Origin of the sequence: Saccharothrix sp. NRRL B-16348 (assembly GCF_001280085.1) — a bacterium.
Lineage (GTDB): Bacteria > Actinomycetota > Actinomycetes > Mycobacteriales > Pseudonocardiaceae > Actinosynnema.
This window is the reverse complement of sequence record NZ_LGED01000169.1, coordinates 18,119-40,719: the sequence shown is the minus strand read 5'-3', so window position 1 is coordinate 40,719 and position 22,601 is coordinate 18,119. Positions and strand designations below refer to the sequence as shown.

General features: G+C 72.6%; 26 protein-coding genes. 12 read left to right on the top strand and 14 right to left on the bottom strand.

What is annotated here, in order from left to right:
• Positions 1-169: 169 nt before the first annotated feature.
• On the top strand, positions 170-916 hold the full coding sequence (locus ADK67_RS16330) for an SAM-dependent methyltransferase (protein ID WP_053717287.1): 747 nt from the start codon (positions 170-172) through the stop codon (positions 914-916).
• On the opposite strand, the gene ADK67_RS16325 is transcribed toward ADK67_RS16330, so the two are convergent.
• Positions 913-1,323 carry a MarR family winged helix-turn-helix transcriptional regulator gene (locus ADK67_RS16325; protein ID WP_053717338.1) on the bottom strand — a complete coding sequence of 137 codons (411 nt, stop codon included), beginning with the start codon at positions 1,321-1,323 and terminating at the stop codon, positions 913-915. The genes ADK67_RS16330 and ADK67_RS16325 overlap by 4 nt on opposite strands.
• Before the next feature lie 81 nt (positions 1,324-1,404).
• Here ADK67_RS16325 and ADK67_RS16320 point away from each other — a divergent pair, with 81 nt between their 5' ends.
• Positions 1,405-2,220 carry an SDR family NAD(P)-dependent oxidoreductase gene (locus tag ADK67_RS16320; protein WP_053717286.1) on the top strand — a complete coding sequence of 272 codons (816 nt, stop codon included), beginning with the start codon at positions 1,405-1,407 and terminating at the stop codon, positions 2,218-2,220.
• A gap of 25 nt (positions 2,221-2,245) precedes the next feature.
• Here ADK67_RS16320 and sigJ read toward each other — a convergent pair whose 3' ends face one another.
• The 3 genes from sigJ to ADK67_RS16305 all read right to left on the bottom strand — a co-directional run bounded on the left by sigJ (position 2,246) and on the right by ADK67_RS16305 (position 6,108).
• Positions 2,246-3,274: an RNA polymerase sigma factor SigJ gene (sigJ, locus tag ADK67_RS16315; RefSeq protein WP_197289476.1), complete on the bottom strand. Its 1,029-nt coding sequence runs from the start codon at positions 3,272-3,274 to the stop codon at positions 2,246-2,248.
• Complete coding sequence (locus tag ADK67_RS16310; protein ID WP_053717285.1) at positions 3,271-4,008, bottom strand: SDR family oxidoreductase; 738 nt, start codon at positions 4,006-4,008, stop codon at positions 3,271-3,273. Before ADK67_RS16310 ends, sigJ begins: the two co-directional genes overlap by 4 nt.
• 84 nt (positions 4,009-4,092) lie before the next feature.
• Positions 4,093-6,108, bottom strand: a complete 2,016-nt coding sequence (locus ADK67_RS16305) for an MMPL family transporter (protein WP_231648213.1) — start codon at positions 6,106-6,108, stop codon at positions 4,093-4,095.
• A 74-nt stretch (positions 6,109-6,182) separates the two neighbouring features.
• Here ADK67_RS16305 and ADK67_RS16300 point away from each other — a divergent pair, with 74 nt between their 5' ends.
• From ADK67_RS16300 to ADK67_RS16290, 3 genes are all read left to right on the top strand, one after another.
• Positions 6,183-6,674, top strand: a complete 492-nt coding sequence (locus ADK67_RS16300; RefSeq protein ID WP_053717284.1) for a MarR family winged helix-turn-helix transcriptional regulator — start codon at positions 6,183-6,185, stop codon at positions 6,672-6,674.
• 50 nt (positions 6,675-6,724) lie between these two features.
• Entirely contained in the window at positions 6,725-7,870 is a 1,146-nt protein-coding gene (locus ADK67_RS16295) for a glycosyltransferase (protein WP_053717283.1), read from the top strand.
• A gap of 102 nt (positions 7,871-7,972) precedes the next feature.
• Positions 7,973-9,118: a glycosyltransferase gene (locus ADK67_RS16290; protein WP_053717282.1), complete on the top strand. Its 1,146-nt coding sequence runs from the start codon at positions 7,973-7,975 to the stop codon at positions 9,116-9,118.
• 42 nt (positions 9,119-9,160) lie between these two features.
• On the opposite strand, the gene ADK67_RS16285 is transcribed toward ADK67_RS16290, so the two are convergent.
• Entirely contained in the window at positions 9,161-9,601 is a 441-nt protein-coding gene (locus tag ADK67_RS16285; RefSeq protein ID WP_157620455.1) for a hypothetical protein, read from the bottom strand.
• The gene (locus ADK67_RS50955; protein WP_157620453.1) at positions 9,598-9,819 is read right to left on the bottom strand and encodes a hypothetical protein; all 222 of its coding nucleotides are present in this window, start codon (positions 9,817-9,819) and stop codon (positions 9,598-9,600) included. Before ADK67_RS50955 ends, ADK67_RS16285 begins: the two co-directional genes overlap by 4 nt.
• Positions 9,820-9,961: 142 nt before the next feature.
• Between ADK67_RS50955 and ADK67_RS16280 the strand changes: the two genes are divergently transcribed.
• Positions 9,962-11,179: an SGNH/GDSL hydrolase family protein gene (locus tag ADK67_RS16280; RefSeq protein ID WP_063797621.1), complete on the top strand. Its 1,218-nt coding sequence runs from the start codon at positions 9,962-9,964 to the stop codon at positions 11,177-11,179.
• A gap of 211 nt (positions 11,180-11,390) precedes the next feature.
• Positions 11,391-12,299, top strand: a complete 909-nt coding sequence (locus tag ADK67_RS16275; RefSeq protein WP_053717279.1) for a S1C family serine protease — start codon at positions 11,391-11,393, stop codon at positions 12,297-12,299.
• Here ADK67_RS16275 and ADK67_RS16270 read toward each other — a convergent pair.
• Positions 12,222-12,872: a GNAT family N-acetyltransferase gene (locus tag ADK67_RS16270; protein WP_197289475.1), complete on the bottom strand. Its 651-nt coding sequence runs from the start codon at positions 12,870-12,872 to the stop codon at positions 12,222-12,224. The genes ADK67_RS16275 and ADK67_RS16270 overlap by 78 nt on opposite strands.
• Before the next feature lie 95 nt (positions 12,873-12,967).
• Here ADK67_RS16270 and ADK67_RS16265 point away from each other — a divergent pair, with 95 nt between their 5' ends.
• Complete coding sequence (locus ADK67_RS16265; protein WP_157620451.1) at positions 12,968-13,462, top strand: SigE family RNA polymerase sigma factor; 495 nt, start codon at positions 12,968-12,970, stop codon at positions 13,460-13,462.
• On the opposite strand, the gene ADK67_RS16260 is transcribed toward ADK67_RS16265, so the two are convergent.
• Positions 13,437-13,916, bottom strand: coding sequence for a hypothetical protein (locus ADK67_RS16260; protein ID WP_053717278.1), 480 nt, complete (start codon positions 13,914-13,916; stop codon positions 13,437-13,439). The two genes, ADK67_RS16265 and ADK67_RS16260, sit on opposite strands and share 26 nt — an antisense overlap.
• A gap of 326 nt (positions 13,917-14,242) precedes the next feature.
• Here ADK67_RS16260 and ADK67_RS50950 point away from each other — a divergent pair, with 326 nt between their 5' ends.
• Together ADK67_RS50950 and ADK67_RS16255 are read left to right on the top strand one after the other, a co-directional pair.
• The gene (locus tag ADK67_RS50950) at positions 14,243-14,407 is read left to right on the top strand and encodes a hypothetical protein (protein ID WP_157620449.1); all 165 of its coding nucleotides are present in this window, start codon (positions 14,243-14,245) and stop codon (positions 14,405-14,407) included.
• Positions 14,408-14,436: 29 nt separating this feature from the next.
• A complete protein-coding gene (locus tag ADK67_RS16255) occupies positions 14,437-14,742 on the top strand; it encodes a GNAT family N-acetyltransferase (RefSeq protein WP_053717277.1) in 306 nt (101 codons plus the stop codon).
• Between the two features lie 4 nt (positions 14,743-14,746).
• Here ADK67_RS16255 and ADK67_RS16250 read toward each other — a convergent pair whose 3' ends face one another.
• Entirely contained in the window at positions 14,747-15,334 is a 588-nt protein-coding gene (locus tag ADK67_RS16250) for a hypothetical protein (protein WP_053717276.1), read from the bottom strand.
• A gap of 186 nt (positions 15,335-15,520) precedes the next feature.
• Here ADK67_RS16250 and ADK67_RS16245 point away from each other — a divergent pair, with 186 nt between their 5' ends.
• Positions 15,521-16,039, top strand: coding sequence for a hypothetical protein (locus ADK67_RS16245; protein ID WP_053717275.1), 519 nt, complete (start codon positions 15,521-15,523; stop codon positions 16,037-16,039).
• Between the two features lie 4 nt (positions 16,040-16,043).
• Here the strand turns inward: ADK67_RS16245 and ADK67_RS16240 are convergent, their stop codons facing one another.
• Entirely contained in the window at positions 16,044-18,026 is a 1,983-nt protein-coding gene (locus ADK67_RS16240; RefSeq protein ID WP_053717274.1) for an endo-1,4-beta-xylanase, read from the bottom strand.
• Positions 18,027-18,228: 202 nt separating this feature from the next.
• On the opposite strand from ADK67_RS16240, the gene ADK67_RS16235 reads away from it, so the two are divergent.
• Complete coding sequence (locus tag ADK67_RS16235; RefSeq protein ID WP_063797620.1) at positions 18,229-18,828, top strand: CocE/NonD family hydrolase; 600 nt, start codon at positions 18,229-18,231, stop codon at positions 18,826-18,828.
• Between the two features lie 142 nt (positions 18,829-18,970).
• Here ADK67_RS16235 and ADK67_RS16230 read toward each other — a convergent pair whose 3' ends face one another.
• From ADK67_RS16230 to ADK67_RS16215, 4 genes are all read right to left on the bottom strand, one after another.
• Positions 18,971-19,333, bottom strand: a complete 363-nt coding sequence (locus ADK67_RS16230; protein WP_053717272.1) for a DUF2267 domain-containing protein — start codon at positions 19,331-19,333, stop codon at positions 18,971-18,973.
• Between the two features lie 7 nt (positions 19,334-19,340).
• The gene (locus ADK67_RS16225; RefSeq protein ID WP_082403527.1) at positions 19,341-19,580 is read right to left on the bottom strand and encodes a DUF2795 domain-containing protein; all 240 of its coding nucleotides are present in this window, start codon (positions 19,578-19,580) and stop codon (positions 19,341-19,343) included.
• Positions 19,581-19,705: 125 nt separating this feature from the next.
• Entirely contained in the window at positions 19,706-20,107 is a 402-nt protein-coding gene (locus tag ADK67_RS16220; RefSeq protein ID WP_053717271.1) for a four-helix bundle copper-binding protein, read from the bottom strand.
• An 87-nt stretch (positions 20,108-20,194) separates the two neighbouring features.
• Complete coding sequence (locus ADK67_RS16215; protein WP_053717270.1) at positions 20,195-22,546, bottom strand: SpoIIE family protein phosphatase; 2,352 nt, start codon at positions 22,544-22,546, stop codon at positions 20,195-20,197.
• Between the last annotated feature and the right edge of the window lie 55 nt (positions 22,547-22,601).

The window sequence follows — 22,601 nt, the reverse complement described above, 5'->3', positions numbered from 1 at the left end:
GCGTGAGAGCGCTCTCTCACGCCTGGCGAGATCAGGCGTAGGCGGTGTGGAGTTGGCTATTTCTACTTCACGATCCGCTCCCGCGCCATGCCCGCTCACGACGAATTCGTCCCGGTACGACCGGGAAATGCGGGCGCGGTTCCCCTGCGCGGTGTGTTAGTCACTGATCGTGGATCGACAGACTCTCAGCGCCTTGGCGCACGCGGAACACCCCATCTCGGCGCCCCTGGGCGACCCGACCGTCTCCGACCTCCTCGACCGGGCGATCCGGCGACCGGACGCCCACCTGCTCGACCTCGGCTGCGGTGAGGGCGCGTGGCTGCTGCGCGCCGTGCAGGAGCACGACGGAGTCACCGCGGTCGGTGTCGACATCTCCGGCACGGGCTTCGACCGAACCCTCGCCGACGCCGCCCGACTCGGCGTGACCGACCGGCTGGAACTGGTCAAGCAGGACGTGACCGCGTACCGGTCGGACCGCCGGGCGGACGTGGTGCTCAGCGTCGGCGCGGCCTACGCGTTCGGCGAGCTGCTGCCCGCGCTCGCCGCCGCACGGGGCCACCTCGCCGAGGACGGCGTGGTCGTGCTCGGCGACTGCTTCTGGGAACGCGAGCCGAGCCCGGAGGTCCGCGCGGAGCTGGAGGACGGCCCGCAGAAGTACGCCGACCTGCCGACCACGGTCGCCCGCGTGGTCGCCGACGGCTGGACCCCGGTGCACGGCCACGTGAGCACGCTCGCGGAGTGGGACGAGTACGAGTGGAGCTGGACCGGCTCCCTGGCCGCGTGGGCACTGGACCACCCCGACCACCCGGACCGCGAGCAGGTGCTGGCCACGTCCGCCGCACACCGGGACAGCTGGCTCAACGGCTACCGCGGCGTGCTCGGCTTCGTCACCCTCGTGCTGCGGCCGACGCCCTAGGCGGTCCGGTTCAGCAGGGTCGCGAGCTGCCGCAGCTCGCGGTCGGTCAGCGCCGCCAGCGGGGTGTTCTCCAGCGTCGTCCGGACCAGCTCGGCGCGGACCTGACGGCCCTTGGCGGTCAGGACCACGACGCGGGAGCGGCGGTCGGCCGGGTCGACGGCGCGCTCGACCAGGCCCCGGTCGACGAGCTGGTTGGTGATGAAGGTCAGGTTCGGCGCGTTGCAGTGCAGGCGCTCGGCCACCACCTTCATCGACGGCGGCGGCTCGGCCGGGTCGACGGCCCACAGCGCCTGGAACGTCGCCGGCGTCAGGTGGTGCCCGGCCAGCGCCTCCGCGATCGAGTCGGTGGTCCGCATCCAGATGTCGTGGATCGCCGCGACCACCGCGGTGAGCTCGGGCGTGGCCATGCCGGACATCCTACCGACGTTTCGAGACTCGAAGCATCCTGCTACGGTCGGTGCTTCGAGTCTCGAAACAATGGAGGATCCGTGGAAGACGGCTACCGGGGCGTCACCGCGCTCGTCACCGGCGCGTCCAAGGGGCTTGGCCGCGCCTGCGCGCTGGAGCTGGCACGCCGGGGAGCGCGGGTGGTCCTGCTCGCCCGCTCGGACGGGGACCTGCGGGAACTCGCCGCGCAGATCCGGGAACGGCACGGCGGACCGGACGCCGAGGTGGTCGTCGGCGACCTCGCCACCCCGGACGGCCCGGACCGCGTCGTGCGCGAGCTGCGCGACCGCGGCCTGACCGTCGACCTGCTGATCAACAACGCGGGCGCGGGCAGCGCGGGCCCGTTCCTCGACCGCCCGCTCGAGCCGCAGCTGCGCTCCGTCGGGCTCAACGTCAGCGGACTGCTCGCGCTGACCCACGCGATCGGCGGCGAGCTGGTCGCCCGCGGCTCCGGCGGCATCATCAACGTCTCGTCGACGGCGGCCTTCCAACCCCTGCCGTACCAGGCGAGCTACGCCGCGACCAAGGCGTTCGTGCTCTCGTTCACCGAGGCGTTGGCCGAGGAGCTGCGAGGCACCGGCGTCCACGTCATGGCCGCGCACCCCGGCGCGATCGCGACCGGCTTCTTCGACGGCACCACCGCCACGATCGACCCCCGGGCCGCCGACACGCCGGACGCCGTCGCGGCACGCACGCTGGACGACTACGCCCGGCGGCGTGCGGCGTCCTACCCCGGCCGGTCCGTTAATCGGGCCATGACCTGGGCCGCGCGCGTGCTGCCGCGCGCCGTCGTCGCACGGCTGGCCGGCGGGTTCAACCGCCGGCTGCGCCTGCACGAGGTCGTCGACGTCGCCTGACCCCGGCGTTCGTTCGCCAGGGGCGTCACCCGGCCGGCTCCCGGGGCAGCTTGTCGGGCGCCACCACCAGGTCCACCCGCCTGACCCGTCCGCCGTGGAGGGTGAAGGAGCAGACGAACCTGGTGGTCGCGCCGACCACCACGGCGAACCCCGGGCCGCCGTTCACGGTCAGCGGCGCGATGCGGTGGTCGGCGGACAGCTTGCGGAGCACGCGGACCAGGAACCCGGCCACCCGGTCCGCGCCGAGCACCGGGCGGCGGGCCACGCCGTGCAGGCCGCCGCCGTCGCTGGTCAGCACGACGTCCGGGTCGAGCACGGACAGCAGGCCGGCCAGGTCGCCGTCGCCGACAGCGCGCAGGAACGCCTCGACCGCACGTCTGTGCTCGGCGGTGCCCACGTCGACCCTCGGTGCGCCGGCCGCGACGTGCGCCCGTGCCCGCACGGCCAGTTGCCGCACGGCGGCCGGGCTGCGGCCGACGACGGCGGCGATCTCGGGGAACGGCATGCCGAACACCTCGTGCAGCACCCACGTGGTGCGTTCGGCGGGGGTGAGGGTTTCCAGCACGACCATCAGCGCGAAGCTCACCTTGTCGTCCAACGTCACCCGGTCCGCCGGGTCCTCGACGACGGCCTCCACGAGCGGCTCGGGCAGCCAGGGGCCGACGTACTCCTCCCGCCGCACGCGTGCCGACCGCAGCACGTCCACCGCGCGCCGCGCCACCGCCACCACCGCCCACGCCTCGACGTCGCGGACGGTCTCCCGCGCGTCGGCCGCGGTCAACCGCAACCAGCAGTCGGACACCACGTCCTGCGCCTCGGCCACCGTGCCGACCAGGGAGTACGCCACACCGACCAGCCGCGACCGGATGCGGGTGTACTCGGCGGCCAGCTCGGCGAGCCGGTCCGCGGCGGATGCAGTGAGAGGTGCGGTGATGGGAGCGGTGGCGCGTTCGGCGGCAGGAGCAGTCGCCGGTTTGGCGGCAGGAGCGACGTCGGGTCCGGCGGCAGGAGCGGTGGCGGGTCCGGAGGCAGGAGCGGTGGCGGGGTCGGTCACGGGCGGATCGTGGTCAGGTATTCGGCGAACGTCTCCTTGCCCTCCACGTACTCGCCCTGCGGGCACAGCGCGCCGGTGGCCAGCCCGGCCGGGCCCTCCCCCGCCTCCTCGACCCGCAACGCGTCACCCCGCCGTGCCACGACCTGCCGCGCCATGTCGACCACCCGGATCCGCTCCGGCCCCGCGATCGGCACGGTCAACCCTTGCGGCTCGCCGACCGCCAGCTCCACCAGCCGCGCCGCCACGTCGGACGTGGACACCGGCTGCGACAGCATCGGCGGCACCTGCGCCACCGGCCCCGTCGCGCCCGCCAGCACCTGCCACGCGAACTCGAAGAACTGCGTGGCCCGCAGCACCGTCCACGGCACCGACCCGGCCGCCACCAGCGCCTCCTGACGCCGCTTGCCGAGGTAGTAGTCGAGGTCGACCACGTCCGAGCCGACGATCGACAGCACCACCAGGTGCCGCACCCCCACGCGCGCCGCCGAGTCCACCAGGTGGCCGGTGCCCTCGGTGAAGAACCGCTCCACCTCGTCCAGCCGCTGCCAGTTCGCCGGGTTCGACACGTCGACCACCGCCTCGGACCCGGCCAGCGCCGCGTCGAGCCCGGCGCCGGTGAGCAGGTCGACACCGGAGGACCGGCTCAGCACGACCGGCTCGTGCCCGGCCCGCGCCGCCTCCTCGACCACCCGACGCCCCACCGCACCCGTGCCGCCGACCACCGCGATCTTCATCGTCAACCCGTCCCTCGTGCCCTGCCGAAAACCCTGACACACACAGGACGACCGGGCCTGCCCGGACTGTGACATCACCCGGTGTCAGTCACTCCCCCGGGCCAACCGGGACGGCCACCAGATGCGCCGGCCCACGTCCACGCCCAGCGCGGGCACGAGCAGCGACCGCACCACGAACGTGTCCAGCAGCACGCCGAACGCCACGATGAAAGCGATCTGCGCGAGGAACAGGATGGGCAGCACCGCCAACGCCGAGAACGTCGCCGCGAGCACCACCCCCGCCGACGTGATCACCCCGCCGGTGATGGTCAGCCCGCGCAGCACACCGGCCCGCGTGCCCAGCTCGGCGGACTCCTCGCGCACCCGCGTCATCAGGAAGATGTTGTAGTCGATCCCCAGCGCCACCAGGAACACGAACCCGAACAGCGGCACCACGGGGTCCGCGCCCGGGAAGTCGAAGATCCCGTTGAACACCAGCGCCGCCACACCCATGGTCGCCGCGAACGACAGCACCACCGTGGCGATCAGCAGCAACGGCGCGAGCAGCGACCGCAGCAGCAGCGCCAGCACCAGAAAGATCACCAGCAGCACGATCGGGATGATCACCAGCCGGTCGCGCTCGGACGTGGCCTGCGTGTCCAGCTGGGTCGCGGTGGGCCCGCCCACCTTGGCGTCCGCGTCCGGCACCGCGCGCACGGCGTCACGCAGCCGTTGCACGGTCGCCAGCGCCGCCTCCGAGTCCGCCGGGTCCTCCAGCACGACGTCGAGCCGCACCAGCCCCGACGCCTCGCCCGCCGGCCGCACCTCCGACACGCCGGCCACGTCCGCCGCCCTGGTCACGGCCTCCGCCTGCCCCGCACGGGCCAGCACGACCGTGGGCGCGCCGCTGCCGCCGGGGAAGTGCCGGGACAGCACCTCCTGCCCGGCCACCGAGTCGACCTCGGTGAGGAACACGTCCGACTGCGCCGTGCCGGACGCCTTGAGCTGCGGCACGAACGCCACGCCCACCAGCAGCACCAGCGTCGTCAGGACCCACGTCGCCCGCGGCCGGGCGGAGATCAGGCGGGCCACCCGCGCCCACAGCCCGCTCGCTTCCGGGTGCGGCGAGCCGAGCTTGGGCCGCAGCGGCCAGAACGCGGACCGGCCCAGCAGCACCAGCACCGCGGGCAGGAACGTCACCGACGCAAGGAACGCCGCGCCGATCCCGATCGCGGCCACCGGCCCGAGGCCCTTGTTCGAGTTGAGGTCGCTGAACAGCAGGCACAGCACACCGAGCACGACCGTGCCCGCCGACGCGGCGATCGGCTCGATGGTGGCCCGCCACGCGACCCGCATCGCCCGGTAGCGGTCCCCGGTGTCGCGCAGCTCCTCGCGGAACCGGGACACCAGCAGCAACGCGTAATCCGTGGCCGCGCCGAACACGAGGATGAACAGGATGCCCTGGCTCTGGCCGTTGAGGTCGATCACGTCGCCGTCGGCGAGCAGGTAGACGGCGAGGCTGGCCAGCCCGAGCGCGAACACGCCGGACAGCAGCACCACCAGCGGCAGCAACGGGCTGCGGTAGACGAGCACGAGGATCAGCGCCACCACCGCGCCCGCGACCAGGAGCAGCAGGCCGTCGATGCCGCCGAACGCCTCCTTCAGGTCGGCGACCTGCGCGGCGGGCCCGGTCACCAGCACGGTGAGCCCGGCGGGCGGGTCGGTCAGCTCCGCCCGGATGTCCTCCACCGCGCCGGCCGGGTCGCCGGGATCGACCGCGATGACCACCTGCGCGGCCTGGTCGTCGCGCGGCGACGGGATCACCGGGGACGCCTCGCCGGCGAACCCGCGGCTGCCCAGGTACTCGCGGTCGGCCGGGGTGAGGCCGGAGGCGCGCTCGGCCACCACGACCGCGGGCAGGCCACGCGCGGCGCCGAACGCCTTGACCTGCTCCGACACCTCCGTCGCCTCGGCCGACGCGGGCAGGAACGCGGTGCTGTCGTTGACCGCGACCTCGCTCAGCTTGCCCGCGAACGGGCCGGAGAACCCGCCGAGCGCCAACCACGCGACCGCCACGAGGGCGGGCAGCAACCAGCGCGTGCGGGACCGGGTCGCGTGCACGGGACAATGACCTCCGAGACCACATAGTTCGACGATCCAATAGTTCGGCCGTCGAAATACTAACGGGAGGGCGCATGGCCGACCACTCGGCCCTGGTCAGGTTGCTCCGGCAGCTCACGGTCGAAACCGATCGGTTCGTGGAGATCTTCGGCGAGAAGCAGCGGATGCACCGCACGGACCTCAACGCGCTCGCGGTCATCATGGACGCGCGGTGGGCCGACGAGCCGATGTCGCCGACCAGGCTGGCCGAGGCCCTGCACCTGAGCGCGTCCGCGACCACGTCCGTGCTCGACCGGCTGGAGGCGTCCGGCCACGTCGAACGCGCGCGCCACCCGCACGACCGGCGCAAGGTCGAGCTGCGCGTCTCGGCCAAGGCGCTGGAGTGGGGCCGCGACTTCTTCGAACCGCTCGACGCCGCGTTCACCCGCGCGTGGCAGCGGTTCGGCGACGACGACAAGGAGGTCATCGCCCGCTTCCTGGCCGCGAGCATCGACGCGACCGTGGCCGTGCGGGCGGACCTGGCGGCGAAGCCCGGCCCGAAGTCATCCTCGCCCGATCCGCAGTGACCCGCGGGTAACCGGGCCGCGCCGGCCGTGAAGCGACAAGCCTCCCACCGGTGGAGATCCTCTTCTCTAGCCTCGGCTCGCACGGGCACGCGTTCCCCTTGGTGCCACTCGCCATCGCCGCCCGCGAGCAGGGCCACGACGTCACGTTCGCGACCACGGACACGTTCGCGAAAGCCCTGACCGCACGCGGCATCGAGCACGTCGCCGGCGGGATGGACATGCTCGACGCCTTCGAACTCGGCAACGCGAGTCCCGCGGCGCGCAAGGAGGCGGACTTCGACCCCCGGCGCGTCTCGAAGGTGTTCGGCTCGATCCTGGCGCGCCGGCACGTCGCCGACCTGGTGCCGATCATCCTCGACCGCAAGCCCGACCTGGTCGTGCACGAGGTGGCCAACGTCGGCGTGGCGCTCGCGGCGAGGGCCACCGACGTGCCCGCGGTGTGCCACTCGTTCGGCAGGTACTGGCGGCCGAGCGGCCCGCTGGAGGACATCCGCCTGCACCTGGCCGAGGTCGCCGCGGAGTACGGCGTGGAGCTGCCCGACGGCGACATCATGCGGTTCGGCAACCCCTACCTCGACATCTGCCCGCCGTCGGTGCAGGACCCGGATTTCCTGGCCACCGCGACGGACCGCGTCCCGCTGCGGCCGGTGCCGTTCGCCGAGCCGGGCGAGCTGCCGCCGTGGGTGCTCGAACACCGCGAACCGCTGGTGTACCTGACGTTGGGCACGGCGTTCACCACGGTGGACGTGCTGCGCACCGCCATCGAGGGCCTCAGCGCGCTGAACGCGAAGGTGCTCGTGTCCACCGGCACGATCGTGCCGGCGCGCGAACTCGGCGACCTGCCGGACAACGTCGTCGTGCGGGAGTGGCTGCCGCAGGCCGACTTGGTGCCGCACACGGACCTCGTGGTCCACCACGGCGGCGCCGGCACGACGATGGGCACGCTCGGCACGGGCATTCCGCAACTGGTCCTGCCCCAGGGCGCCGACCAGTTCGGCAACGCCGTGATGGTGACCGAGGCCGGGCTGGGCGACCAGGTGCTCGGCGCGGAGGTGACGGCCGAGGTGATCGCCGACAAGGCGCGCCGCCTGCTCACCGACGCCGCCGTGCTCGACGCGGCACGGGCGATGGCCGACGAGGTGGCCGCCATGCCGTCGCCCGCCGACGTGGCGAGCGTGCTGCCCGACTACGCCTGAAACCGGCCACCCGCCGTGACGTGATCTTCACCTCACGGCGCGAAGGGCCCCAATCGGACGAAATTCACCCGCCGTGGAAAACATGTGGCTAGGCTCGAACCAGTGCGAATCCTCTTCTCCAGCCTCGGCTTACACGGACACACCTACCCCCTGCTGCCGCTGGCGATCGCCGCCCGCGAGCTGGGCCACGACGTCACCTACTTCACCGGCGCCGCGTTCGCGAACGCCCTGACCTCGCACGGCATCGAGCACATCGTGGGCGGCATGGACCTGCGCGAGGCGTTCGCGATCGCGAACGGAGGCGACGCGGAGGTGAAGCCGCAGGACGCCGACCCCGATCGGATCGCGGCCGCCTTCACCTCGGTGCTGCCGCGCAGCTTCGCCGCCGACCTCGCGCCGGTCATCGCCGAGCACAAGCCCGACCTGGTGGTGCACGAGCTGGGCAACCCCGGCGCGGGACTGGCCGCGAAGGTGGCGGGCGTGCCCGGGCTGTGCCACTCGTTCGGCCGGATGTGGCAGGCGGACGAGTTCGCCGCCAGCACGCGCGGGCACCTCCTCGCCGTCGCCGCGGACCTCGGTGTCGAGATCCCCGAGGACGACCTCATGGGTCTCGGCAACCCGTACATCGACATCTGCCCGCCGTCGGTGCAGCAGCCGGAGTTCCTGGCCTCGGCGACGAAGCGGATCCCGCTGCGTCCGGTGCCGTTCGCCGAGCCGGGCGAGCTGCCGCCGTGGGTGCTCGAACACCGCGAACCGCTGGTGTACCTGACGTTGGGCACGGCGTTCGGCGAGGCGGGCGTGCTGCGCACCGCGATCGACGGGCTGGCCGCGGTGGGCACGAAGGTGCTCGTCGCCGCCGGACCGACGGTCGACGTCAACGCGCTCGGCGAGCTGCCGGACAACGTCGTCGTGCTCCCGTGGGTGCCGCAGGCCGACCTGCTGCCGCACGTGGACCTCGTGGTGCACCACGGCGGCAGCGGCACGACGATGGGCACGTTCGGCGCGGGCGTGCCGCAGCTGATCCTGCCCCAGGGGGCCGACCAGTTCGCCAACGCCGCGGTGGTCACCGAGGCCGGGCTGGGCGACCAGCTGCTCGGCGCGGACGTGACCGCCGAGGCGATCACGGCCAAGGCCCGGCACCTGCTCGCGGACGAGGCCGTGCTCGGCGCGGCGCGGGCGATCGCCGACGAGGTGGCCGCCATGCCGTCGCCGCGGGACGTGGCCGCGACGCTGCCCGACTACGTCTGAACCCGTGCGCCCGCCTGACCGCGCCGCTCCGGGGGGTCGCGGTCAGGCGGGCACGGTGAAGAACTGGTGCGGTTGGAACACGCAGATGGTGGCGTCGCCCTGCACGTTGCCGTCGGTGATCTCGACGAAGTAGCCGTAGGACTTGCCCGGTTCGAGTGACACCGGCGGGGTGACCTCGCCGCGGTTGAGGCCGGTCGTCGGCTCGCCCGAGCGGACCGCGTCGAGGTAGACGTTGTCCCACCACACCAGGCGTTGGGTGTCGAACTCGCGCAGCGTGCCGCCCTCGGCGAGCCGGCACACGTAGTACGCGTCCGGGCCGCCCACCCCGTCGAGGGTGCGCCGGCTGATCCGCTCGACGTCGCCGGCGGGCTCGGCGGTGCGCGACGGGGTGAACGCGTCGAGGATCCCGGCCCGGTGCTCGAGGTAGGCCGGCACGATCCGGCCCGTCGGCCCCTGGCGCTGCACCCGCGACCGGCTGCTCACCGAACCGTCCTTCGCGGTGACCTCGATCGTGTACTCGCCCTCCGGCATGTACCGGTCGGCAGGTTCACCATGTACCAGTAGAAGCCGAGGGCGGAGTCGTGGATGTGCCCGTTGAGGTTGCGCTGGGTGAACGCCTCGTTGGCGAACTCGACCCGGTAGCCGTCCGGCCTGCCGCCAGTCTCGGCGGGCCGGCCGGCGCGGCGCATCGGTGCGACCACCCACCCGCACCCCTGCTTAACACGTAAGCCCGGCCACTCATCGCAACGATCACACCGCTCGTCGTGGTGTGCTTGACCGGTTAATTTGATCGCTGCCACCGTCGGCGACGCCACCAAAGACGACTGGCGTTGGGAGACCTTCATGGGAAGACACGTGGGGACACTGGCCGTGATAGCCGCGCTCGTGGCGACGGCGGTGACGGCGCCGACCGCGACCGCGCACGGCAAGCCCTGGGTGGCCGGCTGGGCGGCGAGTCCCGTGGTGGGCAGCGAGATCCCGTGGAGCGACTGCCCGGCGGGCGAGGGGCTGCGGGACCAGACCGTGCGCAACGTGGTGTTCCTCAGCGCGGGCGGCGAGTCGGTGCGGGTCCGGCTGACCAACGCGTTCGGCGCCACGCCGCTGCGGGTCGGCCGCGCGACCGTCGCCGTGCAGGAGTCGGGTGACGCGGCGGTGCCCGGCACGGTGCGCGCGTTGACGTTCAAGGGCAAGCGCGGTGTCACGGTGCCGGCCGGCCAGGAGCTCTTCAGCGACCCGGTCCGGCTGGACGTCGAGGCGCTGTCCACGCTGCTGGTGAGCGCCTACGTGCCGGAGGCCACCGGGCCGCTGACCAACCACCCGTTCACCGCGCAGGGCAACTACCTGGCCGCGGGCGACCGGACCGGCGCGCTGTCGGGCGGGTTCCAGAGCACGCCGTGCTGGATGGTCGTCAACGGCGTGGACGTCGCGCCCGCGCGGCGGGTCGCGGGCACGGTCGTGGCGTTCGGCGACTCGATCACCGACACGGCCAGCACCACCGGCAACGCCAACCGCCGCTGGCCGGACTTCCTGGCCAGGCGGCTGAACGCGGTGCCGGGCCGCACGCTCTCCGTGGTCAACGCGGGCCTGGGCGGCAACCGCCTCATCGCCGACCGGGACGAGCCCTACTGGGGCGTGGCGGGCGTGACGCGGGTGCAGCGCGACGTGCTGTCGCAGACCGGCGTCAAGGCGATGATCCTGCTGGAGGCGGTCAACGACATCGGTTACAGCGCGTCGGCCGAAGACCTGATCGCGGGACACCGCGAGGTGATCGCGCAGGCGCGGGCCGAGGGCGTGAAGGTCTACGGCGGCACGATCCTGCCGTTCAAGGGGTCGTTCATCTGGACCGAGGAGCGCGAGGCGACCTGGCGTGCGCTCAACGACTGGATCCGCACCTCCGGCGAGTTCGACGGCGTGGTGGACTTCGCCGCCGCGACCGCCGCGACCGGCGACCCGGCCACGCTGAACCCGGCCTACGACAGCGGCGACCACCTGCACCCGAACGACGCGGGCACGGAAGCCATGGCGAACGCGGTCGACCTGGCGATGCTGCTGCGACGCTGACCCGCCGAGCACTGACCCGCCGAGCGCCGACCCCGCTGATCCGCCGAGCGCCGACCCGGCGAACGTTGCCGACGCGGGCGCTCGCGGAGCCCAACCCGGCGCGCCGGAACGCTGCTGTCCGGGGTGAATCCGCTGTCGGCGAACGCCCCGGACAGCACGGCCCGCCCGAGAGCAGGATTGGGGTGTAATCGTGTAATCGACGGAGGCGCCGATGGATCCGCTGGACGCCTACTCGCAGGCCGTGATCGCGGTCGCGAAGTCGGTCACGCCGCACGTGGCCAGCGTGCGCCTGCCGCGCGGCACCGGGTCGGCGGTGGTCTTCACCGACGACGGCTACCTGCTGACCAACGCGCACGTCGTCGGCGGCAGCCGGGAGGGGACGGCGGTGTTCGCCGACGGCGCCGAGTCGCCGTTCACGGTCGTCGGCACCGACCCCCTGGCCGACCTCGCCGTGCTCAAGGCGTCGGCGGACGCGCCCGGCGCGGCGAAGTTCGGCGACGCCGACCACCTCCAGGTCGGCCAGCTCGTCATCGCCGTCGGCAACCCGCTCGGCCTCGCCGGGTCGGTGACCGCCGGGGTGGTCAGCGCCCTCGGCCGCGCCGTCCCGGTCAGCAACGGCCGGGCGGGACGCGTGATCGAGGACGTGATCCAGACCGACGCGGCGCTCAACCCGGGCAACTCCGGCGGCGCGCTGGCCAACTCCGCCGGCGAGGTGGTCGGCATCAACACCGCGTTGGCGGGCATCGGCCTCGGCCTGGCCATCCCGATGAACAGCACCACCCAGCGGATCCTGTCCACCCTGATGGTCGAGGGCCGGGTGCGGCGGGCCTACCTCGGCGTGGTCGGCGCGCCCGCGCCCCTGCCGGACGCCGTCGCCGAACGCACCGGGCAGCGCGCGGGCGTGCGGCTGGTGCAGGTCGTGCCCGGCGGTCCGGCCGAACGGGCGGGACTGCGCGACGGCGACCTGGTGCTGAGCGTGGCGCGCACGCCGGTCAGCGACGCCCAGGGCATCCAGCGGCAGCTGTTCGCCGAGGCCATCGGCCTACCGCTGCCGGTGACCGTCCTGCGCAACGGCGCGATGGTCGACGTCATCGCCACCCCCAGCGAGCTCACCACGTAACGACATCGCGAACCGCCGGCACACGTGCACCCGGGCGAACTCGCGCCGCAACCGCGCCTCGTCGGCCAGGTCCGCGTGCAGGAACGCCCGCACCGTGCGCAGTCCGGGTCGCGGGACGACAGCACGCGCCGGTTCCTCGGCCGACGAGTAGTGATCGGCGATCACGTGCACGTAGTGCTCGCTTTCGCTGAAGCCCATGGCGCGGTACCAGCGCAGCGTCGGAGGGTCGTCCCGGGTCCACGCGTCCAGCGTCGTCGCGCCGAGGTCACGGGCACGGGTCCGGGCGTGCGACAGCAGCGCACCGCCGATCCCCCGGTGCTGGTGGTCCGGGTGGACGGCGATCGTCTCGATGGAGGCCAGCTCGCCGTCGACCGCCAGGTCGAGGATGCCGACGACCACCTCGCCGTCCACGGCCACCAACTCGGCCCCGGAGACCTTCGGTTTCGCCGGGAGGACGTTGTCGAACAAGGCGGTACCCAGGAACGACAGCACCCGGCACCGCAGCCACGACGGTTCGTCCTCGGTGACGTACTCGCGCACCGCATACCCCATCGCGACAGCCTGCCCGATCACGTCGGGCGGACGTACCGGTTTTCGGTGTCGACCGACGGCAACCATCCGCGCCCGCCGACTGGTAGTACGTGCGTCGGACGAGGCAAGGGGCCGTGGTGGGAATACCCGAGGGGTTCGAGGAGTTCGTGGCGGGGGCGTCACCACGCCTGTTGCGCACGGCGTTCCTGTTGACGAGGGACAGAGGGCACGCCGAAGACCTGCTGCAGACGTCGCTGGCGCGGGCGTGGCGGGTCTGGCGGCGGGTGCAGGGCGACCCGGAGCCGTACGTGCGCCGGATCATCGTCAACACCTACGCCACCTGGTGGCGCCGCAAGTGGCGGGCCGAACAGCCCACCGACGTGCTGCCGGAGCCCGTCGGCGCGTCCCCGGAAGCCGACGTCGACCAGCGCGAGTGGCTGTGGCAGGCGCTGGGACGCCTCCCCCGCCGGCAACGCGCCGTGGTCGTGCTCCGGTTCTACGAGGACCTGACCGAGGCGCAGGCGGCGCACGCCCTCGGCGTCTCCGTCGGCACGGTGAAGAGCCAGACCAGCAAGGCACTGGCCCGGTTGCGGCTGGACGACACGATCACCCGGGAAGGGGTGCGGCGATGAACCTGACCGACCTCACCGAGGTGCTGCGCCGGCACGCCGAGCTGCCGCCCGACGCCGCCCACGGCCCCCGCATGTCGGGCATCCAGGCCAGGGTCAAGGCCTCCCGGCGGCGACGGGTGGCGGCGGTCGCGGCGTCGCTCGTGGCCGTGCTGGGTGTGTCCTTCGCGTTGACGTTGCCGGTCCGGCGCGAGTCCCAACCCGCCGAGCCGGTGGTGTTCTCCGAGTACCACGAAGGCACTCGAATCGTCGCGCAGACGTCCGGTCGTGCGCCCGAGTCGACCATCACGCTCCGGTTCGTGCTCACCGCGCTCGACACGAAGCTGTTCATCGCCTGCGACCCGCACGACGGCGACAAGCAGATGTACGCCAACCTCTTCGTCAACGGCGTGCAGAGCAGCAACGACTCGACCTGCACCAAGCTGACGTACACCACGGACTGGACGGAAGTCGGCATCGGCGTCGGCACATCCGTGACAGTCACCGCATCGGCGGGAGAGCAGCAGTGGCGCGAAGAGTTTCGCAAGGGCCCGATACCGCCTGACGCGACGTTCGGCCTGGCCGTCGGGGTGCCGGTGGCGCCCGAGGACTACCCGTTCCCTCCCCGCCCGGAATCGCTGAAGTCCGTGGACGCCGTCCTGGACCGGATCGCCCGGTCGAGAAGGATCGACGTGCGGCGAGCCGATCAGGACCAGCCGAACGGCACCTGGCGGACCACCGTGACCTGGCCGAAGCAACAACCCCCCCCTCGAAATCGTCATCAACACCCCAGGCCGCATCCGGGTGCTGGTCGACGACGTGGTGGTGGCCGAGAAAGTCACGTGGACCTACGATGCCAGTCCGACCGTCTTCATCCTGAGTCCCGATCGGGTGATGGGCGAGAACGTGGACATCACGGTCATCGCCGAGCGCACCAGCGGCGACTGGGCGGTGATTCTCAGCGGATAACGAGCGGTGGGCCGTGCGAGGATCGCGCCATGGTCATCGAGGTGCACGACGTTCCCGCGGAGAAGCACTTCGCGGCCGTGGTCGACGGCACGGCGGCGGGCAAGGCGGTCTACATCCGCACGCCTGACCTGATCGTGTTCACCCACACGGAGGTCGACCCCGCGTTCGAGGGCAAGGGCGTCGGCAGCGCCCTGGCCCGCGGCGCGCTCGACCAGGCGCGGGCGTGGGAGCTGCCCGTGCTGCCGCTGTGCCCGTTCATCAAGGGCTACATCGAGCGGCACCGGGAGTACGTCGACATCGTGTACCGCACGCCGAAGACCACCGCCGTGGACTGAGCCGTCAGCGGAACGGGACGGTGAAGCAGGCGAGCCGGGCGCCCGCGCTGCCCGCCCGGCCGTGCTCGGTCGCGGTGGTCGGCTGCTCGTGCAGCACGATCGAGGCCGGCGCGCGGTCGCGGAACACGAACGGCACGGTGGTCTCGGCCGTGCCGTTGCCCTGGCCGTCGGTGGTCAGCTCGAGCCAGATCTCGTTGCGCGGGTTGGCGTAGGCCGGGTCGACCGACGGCCGCTCGGGTGTCGCGGCGGGGTCCACCTCGTGCTGGTAGTGGGGACCGGCGTCGGTGCCCTTCTTGCCGCACGGGTCGGTGTGCGCGTGGACGGCGTAGCCGCGGTCGGGTTGGAGCAGGTCGGCGGACAGCCGCACGGTCGTCGCGCCGTCGCCCGGGACCACCTCCAGCTCCAGCTCCGCACCCGGCGGCGCGGCCTCGGCGTCGTAGGTGAACGCCACGTCGGCCGCCTCGACGGGGGCGAGCACACCGATCTCCCGGCTGCCCACTCCCTCCTCGGACAACTGGGCATCACCCGGTCGCGGGTCGCCGCCGCACCCCACCGCGGCGCACAGCGCGGCCCCGACGATGACGATGCGCATGCCGTTCCCTCCACGCGTCCGCTGCGATCACCGTCCGACTACCCTCGCCGCTCCGGGTGAAACGGCGCGCGTGCCGAACCACCCGGCCGGGTGGTTCGGCGCTAGTCGGAAGAACGCCGGGAAACCTCGTGGTGCCACCGCGCCGCCGTGCACGGCGGGCGGCGCACCGAGACCCGAGGGGGTTCGATGAGCACCCGCACCCTGATCGCCGTCCTCGCGTGCACGGCGGCGTTCCAGGCGCCGATCGCGCACGCGGCCGACGACCCCGGCGCGTTGATCGCGTGCGGCACGACCGCCGACGACCGCGTCACCTCGCGCACCGAGGCGCTGACCCGGTCGCAGTCCTGGTTGGACGCGCGGGTGCCGTACAGCCAGCAGGCCTGCCACCAGAACGAGCACGGCAGCTACCGCACCGACTGCTCCGGCTACGTCTCGATGGCATGGGGCCTGACGCACTCCCGCACCACGTCCACGCTCCGGGACGTGGCCACCGAGATCCCGCACGCCGACCTGCGCCCCGGTGACGCCCTCACCACCTCGTACCACGCCGCGCTGTTCGTGCGCTGGGCCGACGACGCGAAGTCGGAGCCGGTCGTGCGCGAGCAGACCGGCCCCGACGGCGCGGCGCCCGTGGAGCGGAGGTGGGCGGCGCGGACCGCGAACGCCTACACCCCGATCCGCTACTACCGGATCACCGAGGACTGACGCGTCAGCCGGTCCGGCAGGGCGCCACCCCGAAGCGGAACTCGGTCGGCTTGGAGTTCTGGCCCGTCCAGCTCGCGAGGAACCCGAACGACACCGATCCGCCGGGCGGCACCATGCCGTTCCACGACGCGCTGCGCACGCGCACCGCGGAGCCGTCCTGGGTGTGGACGCCACCCCACAGCTGGGTGATCCGCTGACCGTCGGCGAACGACCAGTCCAGCGACCACGAGACGAGCGGCGTGGTGCCCTGGTTGGTGAACCGGACCTCGCCGTGGAAACCGCCCTGCCACTGGCTTCCGATGGTGTACGTGACCGTGCAGGGTGCGGGCGGGACGATCGTCGTCGTCGTTGTGGTGGTGGTCGTCGTAGTCGTGGTGGTGGTGGTGCTCGTGGTCGTGGTCGTGCTGGTCGGTCCGCCGATCCGGCTCGGGTCCACCACGCCCCAGTAGGCGTCCTTCGCCTGCAACCGCGTGTCGAACAGCAGCGGGTGGTCCTTGCGGGTCACCGGGAAGCTGTCCAGCCACGTGCTGTCGTCCGCCAGGCCCCACAACGTCACCGAGCTGATGTTCTCGGAGTACCGCTTGTAGAGCTCGAAGAAGTCCCGGTACCGGTACGCCTGCGTGAGCAGCACGTCGGCGGGCGGCGTCGGGTAGGACTGGCTGTTGTCGGTGTAGATCGAGACGTCCATCTCGGTGATCTGCTGGTCGATGCCCAGGGGCACGAACTTCGCCAGCATCGCCTCGGTCTCCGTCAACGACGGCCACTGCACGTTGACGTGCATCTGGTGGCCCACCGCGTCGATCGGCACGCCCTCCGCGCGCAGCTTCACGATCAGGTCGTAGAGCTTGTCGCGCTTCGACGGGACGTTGGTGTTGTAGTCGTTGATCACCAGCCGGGCGTTGGGCGCGACCTCGCGGGCCACCCGGAACGCCGTGCGCAGGTAGTCCAACCCGGTGATCTCGAACCACTTGCTGCGACGCAGGCCGTCGGCCTGGTTCTCGTCGACGACCTCGTTCACCACGTCCCACACCGGGATGTCGTCCCCGAAGTGGCCGACGACCCCGCGGATGTGCGCTTCCAACCGGGACAGCAGCAACACCTTGTTCTCCGGCGTCGCGGTCATGTCGTTGCCCGCCGCGTCCTTGAACACCCACGCCGGGGTCTGCTGGTGCCACACCAGCGTGTGCCCGCGCACGGCCGCGCCGTTGGCCTTCGCCCAGGCGACGAGGGTCTCCGCGTCGGTGAAGCGGAACGCGCCCTCGGTCGGCTCGGTCGCGTCCCACTTCAACGTGTTGCCCGGCGTGATCGAGTCGAAGTGCTTGGCGACCAGCTGCCCGTGGTTGTTGAGCACCTGCGCGCCTTCGACGGCGGCGCCGACGGCGAAGTGGTCGGCCAGCACGTCCTTCACCGATGGGATGTCGGTCTGGATCGGCGGCAGCGGCGTGTAGGACAGCGAGAAGTCGTCGATGTGCAGGGACGCGGTGGCGCTGGCCAGCTCGACGTACGTGGAGAGGAAGTCGACGTCGGCGGCGAGGGTGTAGCTGCCGCGCAGGTTGACCCAGCCGTCGGCGGTGACGGCGGTGTCGCCCACCACCTGGTCGTAGCTCGGGGTGCCGGCGGTGCGGCGTTCGACGGACAGCCGGGCCTGCGTCGCCGCCTCGCCCGCCGCCAGCCGCACCCACACCGACAGGTCGTACCGGATGCCCTTCTGCGCCTTGTCCAGCAGGTTCAGCGTCGGACCCTGCCAGCTCTGCGCACGTCCGGAGACGGCGAGGCTGTGCGTGCCGCCGCGGGCCACCGCGGTGCTCGGCTCGGCCACTTCGCCGCCGCGGGCCGTCCAACCTTGCGCGGTGCCGTCGTCGAACGTGCTGGACACGACGACCACGGGTTCGTCGGCGGCTGCGGCGCGTGGGCTCGCGTGCGCCGCCAGCGTGACCAGGCCGGCCACGACCGAGGTCGCGAGCACACCGGCGAGAACTCTCCTCATCGAGAATCCCTCTTCCGTCGGACGCGTTCTGGGAGCGCTCCCAGAACATCTCGCCCGGACTATAGGCAGCCCTCCCGACGTCCGCCCAGCCGCCGTTCAGCCCAAACGCCCTCGTCGGACCCGGTCGGGCTGGTTTCGACCGGTCGCACGCGGCAAACCCGGGATCGACCGCGCACGGGCAGGCAAGGGGGTGGAGGAAGTCGTGTTCATCGACGAGGACGTGCCGATCCCGTTGGACGAGGGCCGCCTGGAGGCCCGGCTCTCGATGCCGACCCGCGGCAGCGGCGTGATCGTGTTCGCACCGGGCAGGGGACCGCTCGACGAGCACGTGGCGCGGACGCTCCAGCGCGAGCACCTGGCCACCGTGCTGCTCGCCCCGCAGCCGGACGTGGAGGTCCCGGTGCTCGCCGGCCGCCTCGCCGCGGTCGTGGACTGGCTGACCGACCAGGCCGCGACCAGTGGTCACCCGATCGGCTTGTTCGGCGCCCGGGTCGAGGCGGCGGCCGCGCTGGTCGCCGCCGCGGAGCGACCGGCCGCGGTGAACGCCGTGGTCTCCTGCGGCGGGCAGGTCGACCAGGCCGGGGACGCGCTCACCCGCGTGCTCGCGCCGACCCTGCTGATCGTCGGCGAGCGGGACGACCACGCCGCGGCGGCGGCGCGCCGGTTGTCGTCACGTGGGCGCTTGGAGGTCGTGCCTCAACTGTTCGAGGAGCCGGACGCACTCGACCAGGTGACCCGGCTGACCGCGCGGTGGTTCCACCGGCACGTCGGCGCCGCACCGGTCCGACCGCCCACGCCCTGACCCGCGCACACCGCCCACCCAGCGCCGGCCACGGCGTGTTCCTCGCGTGCGGTAGCCCCGGACGTCCGCGACCTGGTCAGCCAGGGGATTCGGGCAGCCAGGCGATCCGGGCAGCCAGGCAAGCCCTTCCGCAGCCCCTTCGTCAGCCGAGGTGGGTCGGCACGTCGGAGAGGGCGGCGCGCAGCAGTTCGGCGATCCCGGGCGCGGTGTCGTCCAGCCCGGCGAGCACGGCGTCCACCAGGTGTCGGGCGCGTTCGGTGCCCGTGTCCAGCCGCTGCGCCAGCTCGATCATCACCGCGTCGGGCGGGCGGTGTTCCGGGCGGCCGGGCACGAGCGCCGCTTCCTCCAGCGACGCGGGCAGCGCGGCGGCCAGCCGGTCGCGGCTCGGGACGGGCAGGCCGTGCGCCAGCGTGGCGATCACCGCGGTCAGCGCCGCCGTCGCCGTGTCGGTGTCCAGGTCGCCGCGCCGCCCGATCGCCTCGACCAGCTCGCGGTGCTCGGCCACGGCGGGGTCATCCCCCCGGACGCCGGCGCCCGCTGGCGTCGGCGCGCGTGGTGTCGTCCTCGAACCGGACGGAGCCCACGACCTCGGTCAGGTTGGCGTAGTCCGCCGGCGGGATCGCCCGCAGCGCCCGCGCCGTGACCTCGTCACCCCACGCCTGCGCCGCTTGGACCAGCTCGTCCTTGCTCGCGGGGAAGTCGACCTCGTTCAGGCACTCCTTCAGCCGTTCACGAGTGGTGTACGCGGTCATCGCCACCTCCGTTCCTCGTCGTCCTGCGGTCCGGTGGCGGAACCGGCGGCCGTCCGGTCACCGGCGCGGCCCTCGCCCCGTGTCGGTGCGATACCCGCGCTCGGCGCTCGGAAACGTCGCGGACCTCAGCCCATCGTGGCGAGCAGTTCGCGGCACGCCCGTTCGCACGCCCGGCACGCCTCGGCGCAGATGCGGCAGTGCTCGTGCATGTTGGCGTGCGCCCCGCACTCGTCACCGCAGGACCTGCACGCCATCGCGCACGCCTCCAGCAGCGACCGGCTGATGTTGGCGTCGTAACCGGTGTGCCGCGACAACACCCGCGCGGTCGTGCCGCAGATGTCCGCGCAGTCCATGTTCGTGCGCACGCACTTCGTCAGCTCCGCCACCGAGCTCTCGCTCAAGCAGGCGTCGGCGCACGCCGTGCACGCCTCGGCGCACTCGATCAGCGCGTCGATCGTGGTGGCGAGCCTGCCCCGGTCGAGGTTGATCTCGGCCGGGTAGGTCTCCAGCATCGTCGCGGTGCTCACTCTGATCACTCCTCGTTCTCGGTCACGTGCCGGTCGTGTACCCGCTCAGCCCGGCCGCAACCGACCGTCGACGCGCGCCGGACGCGGTCACGCGCTGATCGTGGCGGCGACGATGCACGTGTCGTCCAGCGGAGTGGCGGGCACGAGCCGCGAGGTCAGCGCCTCGGGCATCTTCGCGGGGTCCAGCTCGGCGACGAAACCCAGGATCTCCTCCATCAGGCGTTCCAGGTCGTCGCCGCGGGCGCCGGCGGACGGCCGCCGTTCGATCAGGCCGTCGGTGAACATCAGCACCGTGTCACCGGGCGCCAGGAGCATCCGCGCCGTCGCGTACACCGCACCCCGCACCGCGCCCAGGATCGGACCCGCGGGCCGCTCGAGCCGCCGCACGTCGTGCGACCGCACCAGCAGCGGCGCGGGGTGGCCCGCCTGCGCCCACGACAGCCGGCGCGTGGTCGGCTCGAACCGGCCGACGACCGCCGACGCCAGCGTCACGCCGTCACCACCGGTCAGCATCCGGTTCAGCACGTCGAGGACACCGGCCGGGTCCGGATTGGTCAGCGCGGCCCCGGTCAGCGCGTACCGCAGCTTCGCCATCGCCGCCGCGGTCGCCAGGCCGTGACCCGCCACGTCGCCGATCGCCAGCAGCGTGCTGCCGTCGTCGATCGGGAACGCGTGGTACCAGTCGCCGCCGACCTCCGCCCACTGCTCGGCCGCGAGGTAGCGCACGGCCACCCGCATGCCCGGCAGCTCCAGCGGCCGGCTCGGCAGCGGCAGCACCGCCGAGCGCAGGTGGTCGGCCACCTGGTGCTCCTGCGCGAACTGCTCGCTGAGGTCGAACACCCGCTTCTCCGCCCGCCGCATCGCGGTCACGTCCTGCAGCACCACGTCCAACCGGACCGGCCTGCCCTCGACGTCCAGCACCGGCTCGCCGATGAACCGGCCGCACCGGATCTGGTCGCCGGCACGCAGCCGCAGCTCCGAGTCGGCGCCCTCGCCGTGCTCCAGCATCCGCCGCACGGCGTTCTGCAGGATCGGCAGGTCCTCGCTCACCACGGAGGCGCGGATCTCGTCCAGCGACATCGGGCCGAGCGCCGGGTCGCGGTCGAAGATGACGTAGAGCTGGTCGGACCAGTCGATCTCGTTGGTCACCAGGTTCCACTCGCCCCAGCCGATGTTGCCGAGCCGCTGGACGCTGCGCAGCCGTTCCAGCTGCAACGGGTCCTCGTGCTCGTGCCAGGCCAGGATCAGGCCGTCGCCGAACTTGCCGATGGTCAACGTGTACCGGCCGTGCTGCGGCAGGCCGGGCGTGTTCTCCTCGTAGTCGAAGATGCTGACGACTTCCCGGACCCCGGTGCGGAGCACCCGGAAGTACGCGTCCCACAGCTCGGTGCCCGCGACCGTCGGGTAGCTGGTGAGGATGGTGCGGCCGACCAGCTGCCGGTAGCGGCGGCCGGAGAAGTCGACCGCGTCCGGGCTGGCGGCCTCGAACCGGAAGTCGACCACCTCGCCGTTGTCGTCGTGCACCGCGCCGAGCAGCGCCACCGAACCGGGCAGCACGTCCAGCAGGTGCTGCGCCCAGAGCGTCCAGTTGCGACCCTGCGGGCCGACTTCCGTGCCCAGCAGCGCCAGGAGCGTGGAACCCGCGGCCCCGATCAGCACTTCCAGCTCCCACTGCTCCTCGGACGAGAACTCGCGGCTCTCCGTCCACAACAACCCGAACACGCCGGCGATGCGGGTCTGGTCCCGGAACGGCAGCCACGCCCGCGACCGCCACACCGTCTCCGGGTCGCCGATCAGGGTGTACCGCCGGCGTGCCTCCTCCAGGTCGGGCAGCCACTGCGGCAGGCCGCTGCGCACCGACGCGAGGATGCCGGTGTTGAGCTGCAGCGGCACCCGTTCCCACTCCAGCCGCACCTTGGCGGGCACGTTCGCGGCGGCCTCCAACCTCATCCCGCCGTCGGGTTCGACCAGGTAGACCAGCACGCCGTCGCAGCCGACGTGCTCGCGGACGAGTTCGGCCAGCTCCTCCTGGTCGGCCGCCGTGCCGATCGCGGCGAGCGCCACCGGCTGCGGCGTGCGTTCGCCCAACGGCGCCGGTGACGGCCTCGGGATGTCGACCTGCCGCACCGGACCCGTCGGGGCGAGCGATCCGTCGGGTGCGGGCAGACCGGACACCGGCGGTGGCGGCGGCACGCCGAGCACCCCGGCCGCGATGACGGTCAACTCGCTGCCGGTCGCCTGGGCCAGCCGCACCATGTCCTCGAACGCCTCGTCGGGACGGCACGACAGCCGCTCGGCCAGCACCCCCTTGGCCTGCTCGACGACGGCCTGCCTGCGCGCAGCGGACCTCAGCCGGTCGATCTCGTCACGCTGCCGGGCGACGAGGTCGGCCAGCGCAGAACCGGTCGGATCCCGCTGCACCGCCATCGCGTCCAGCATCGTCCGCCCACCCGCGCACGGCCAGCCGAACCGACGCGGAACCACCGCCCGACAC

Excerpts from the sequence above, each read along its gene's own strand:
- ADK67_RS16325 (WP_053717338.1), bottom strand. The coding sequence starts at position 1,323 with ATGGCCACGCCCGAGCTCACCGCGGTGGTCGCGGCGATCCACGACATC.
- ADK67_RS16310 (WP_053717285.1), bottom strand. The coding sequence starts at position 4,008 with ATGAAGATCGCGGTGGTCGGCGGCACGGGTGCGGTGGGGCGTCGGGTG.
- ADK67_RS16300 (WP_053717284.1), top strand. The coding sequence starts at position 6,183 with ATGGCCGACCACTCGGCCCTGGTCAGGTTGCTCCGGCAGCTCACGGTC.
- ADK67_RS16280 (WP_063797621.1), top strand. The coding sequence starts at position 9,962 with ATGGGAAGACACGTGGGGACACTGGCCGTGATAGCCGCGCTCGTGGCG.
- ADK67_RS16275 (WP_053717279.1), top strand. The coding sequence starts at position 11,391 with ATGGATCCGCTGGACGCCTACTCGCAGGCCGTGATCGCGGTCGCGAAG.
- ADK67_RS16260 (WP_053717278.1), bottom strand. The coding sequence starts at position 13,916 with ATGCCGACTTCCGTCCAGTCCGTGGTGTACGTCAGCTTGGTGCAGGTC.
- ADK67_RS16255 (WP_053717277.1), top strand. The coding sequence starts at position 14,437 with ATGGTCATCGAGGTGCACGACGTTCCCGCGGAGAAGCACTTCGCGGCC.
- ADK67_RS16250 (WP_053717276.1), bottom strand. The coding sequence starts at position 15,334 with ATGCGCATCGTCATCGTCGGGGCCGCGCTGTGCGCCGCGGTGGGGTGC.
- ADK67_RS16245 (WP_053717275.1), top strand. The coding sequence starts at position 15,521 with ATGAGCACCCGCACCCTGATCGCCGTCCTCGCGTGCACGGCGGCGTTC.
- ADK67_RS16240 (WP_053717274.1), bottom strand. The coding sequence starts at position 18,026 with ATGAGGAGAGTTCTCGCCGGTGTGCTCGCGACCTCGGTCGTGGCCGGC.
- ADK67_RS16225 (WP_082403527.1), bottom strand. The coding sequence starts at position 19,580 with ATGACCGCGTACACCACTCGTGAACGGCTGAAGGAGTGCCTGAACGAG.
- ADK67_RS16215 (WP_053717270.1), bottom strand. The coding sequence starts at position 22,546 with ATGCTGGACGCGATGGCGGTGCAGCGGGATCCGACCGGTTCTGCGCTG.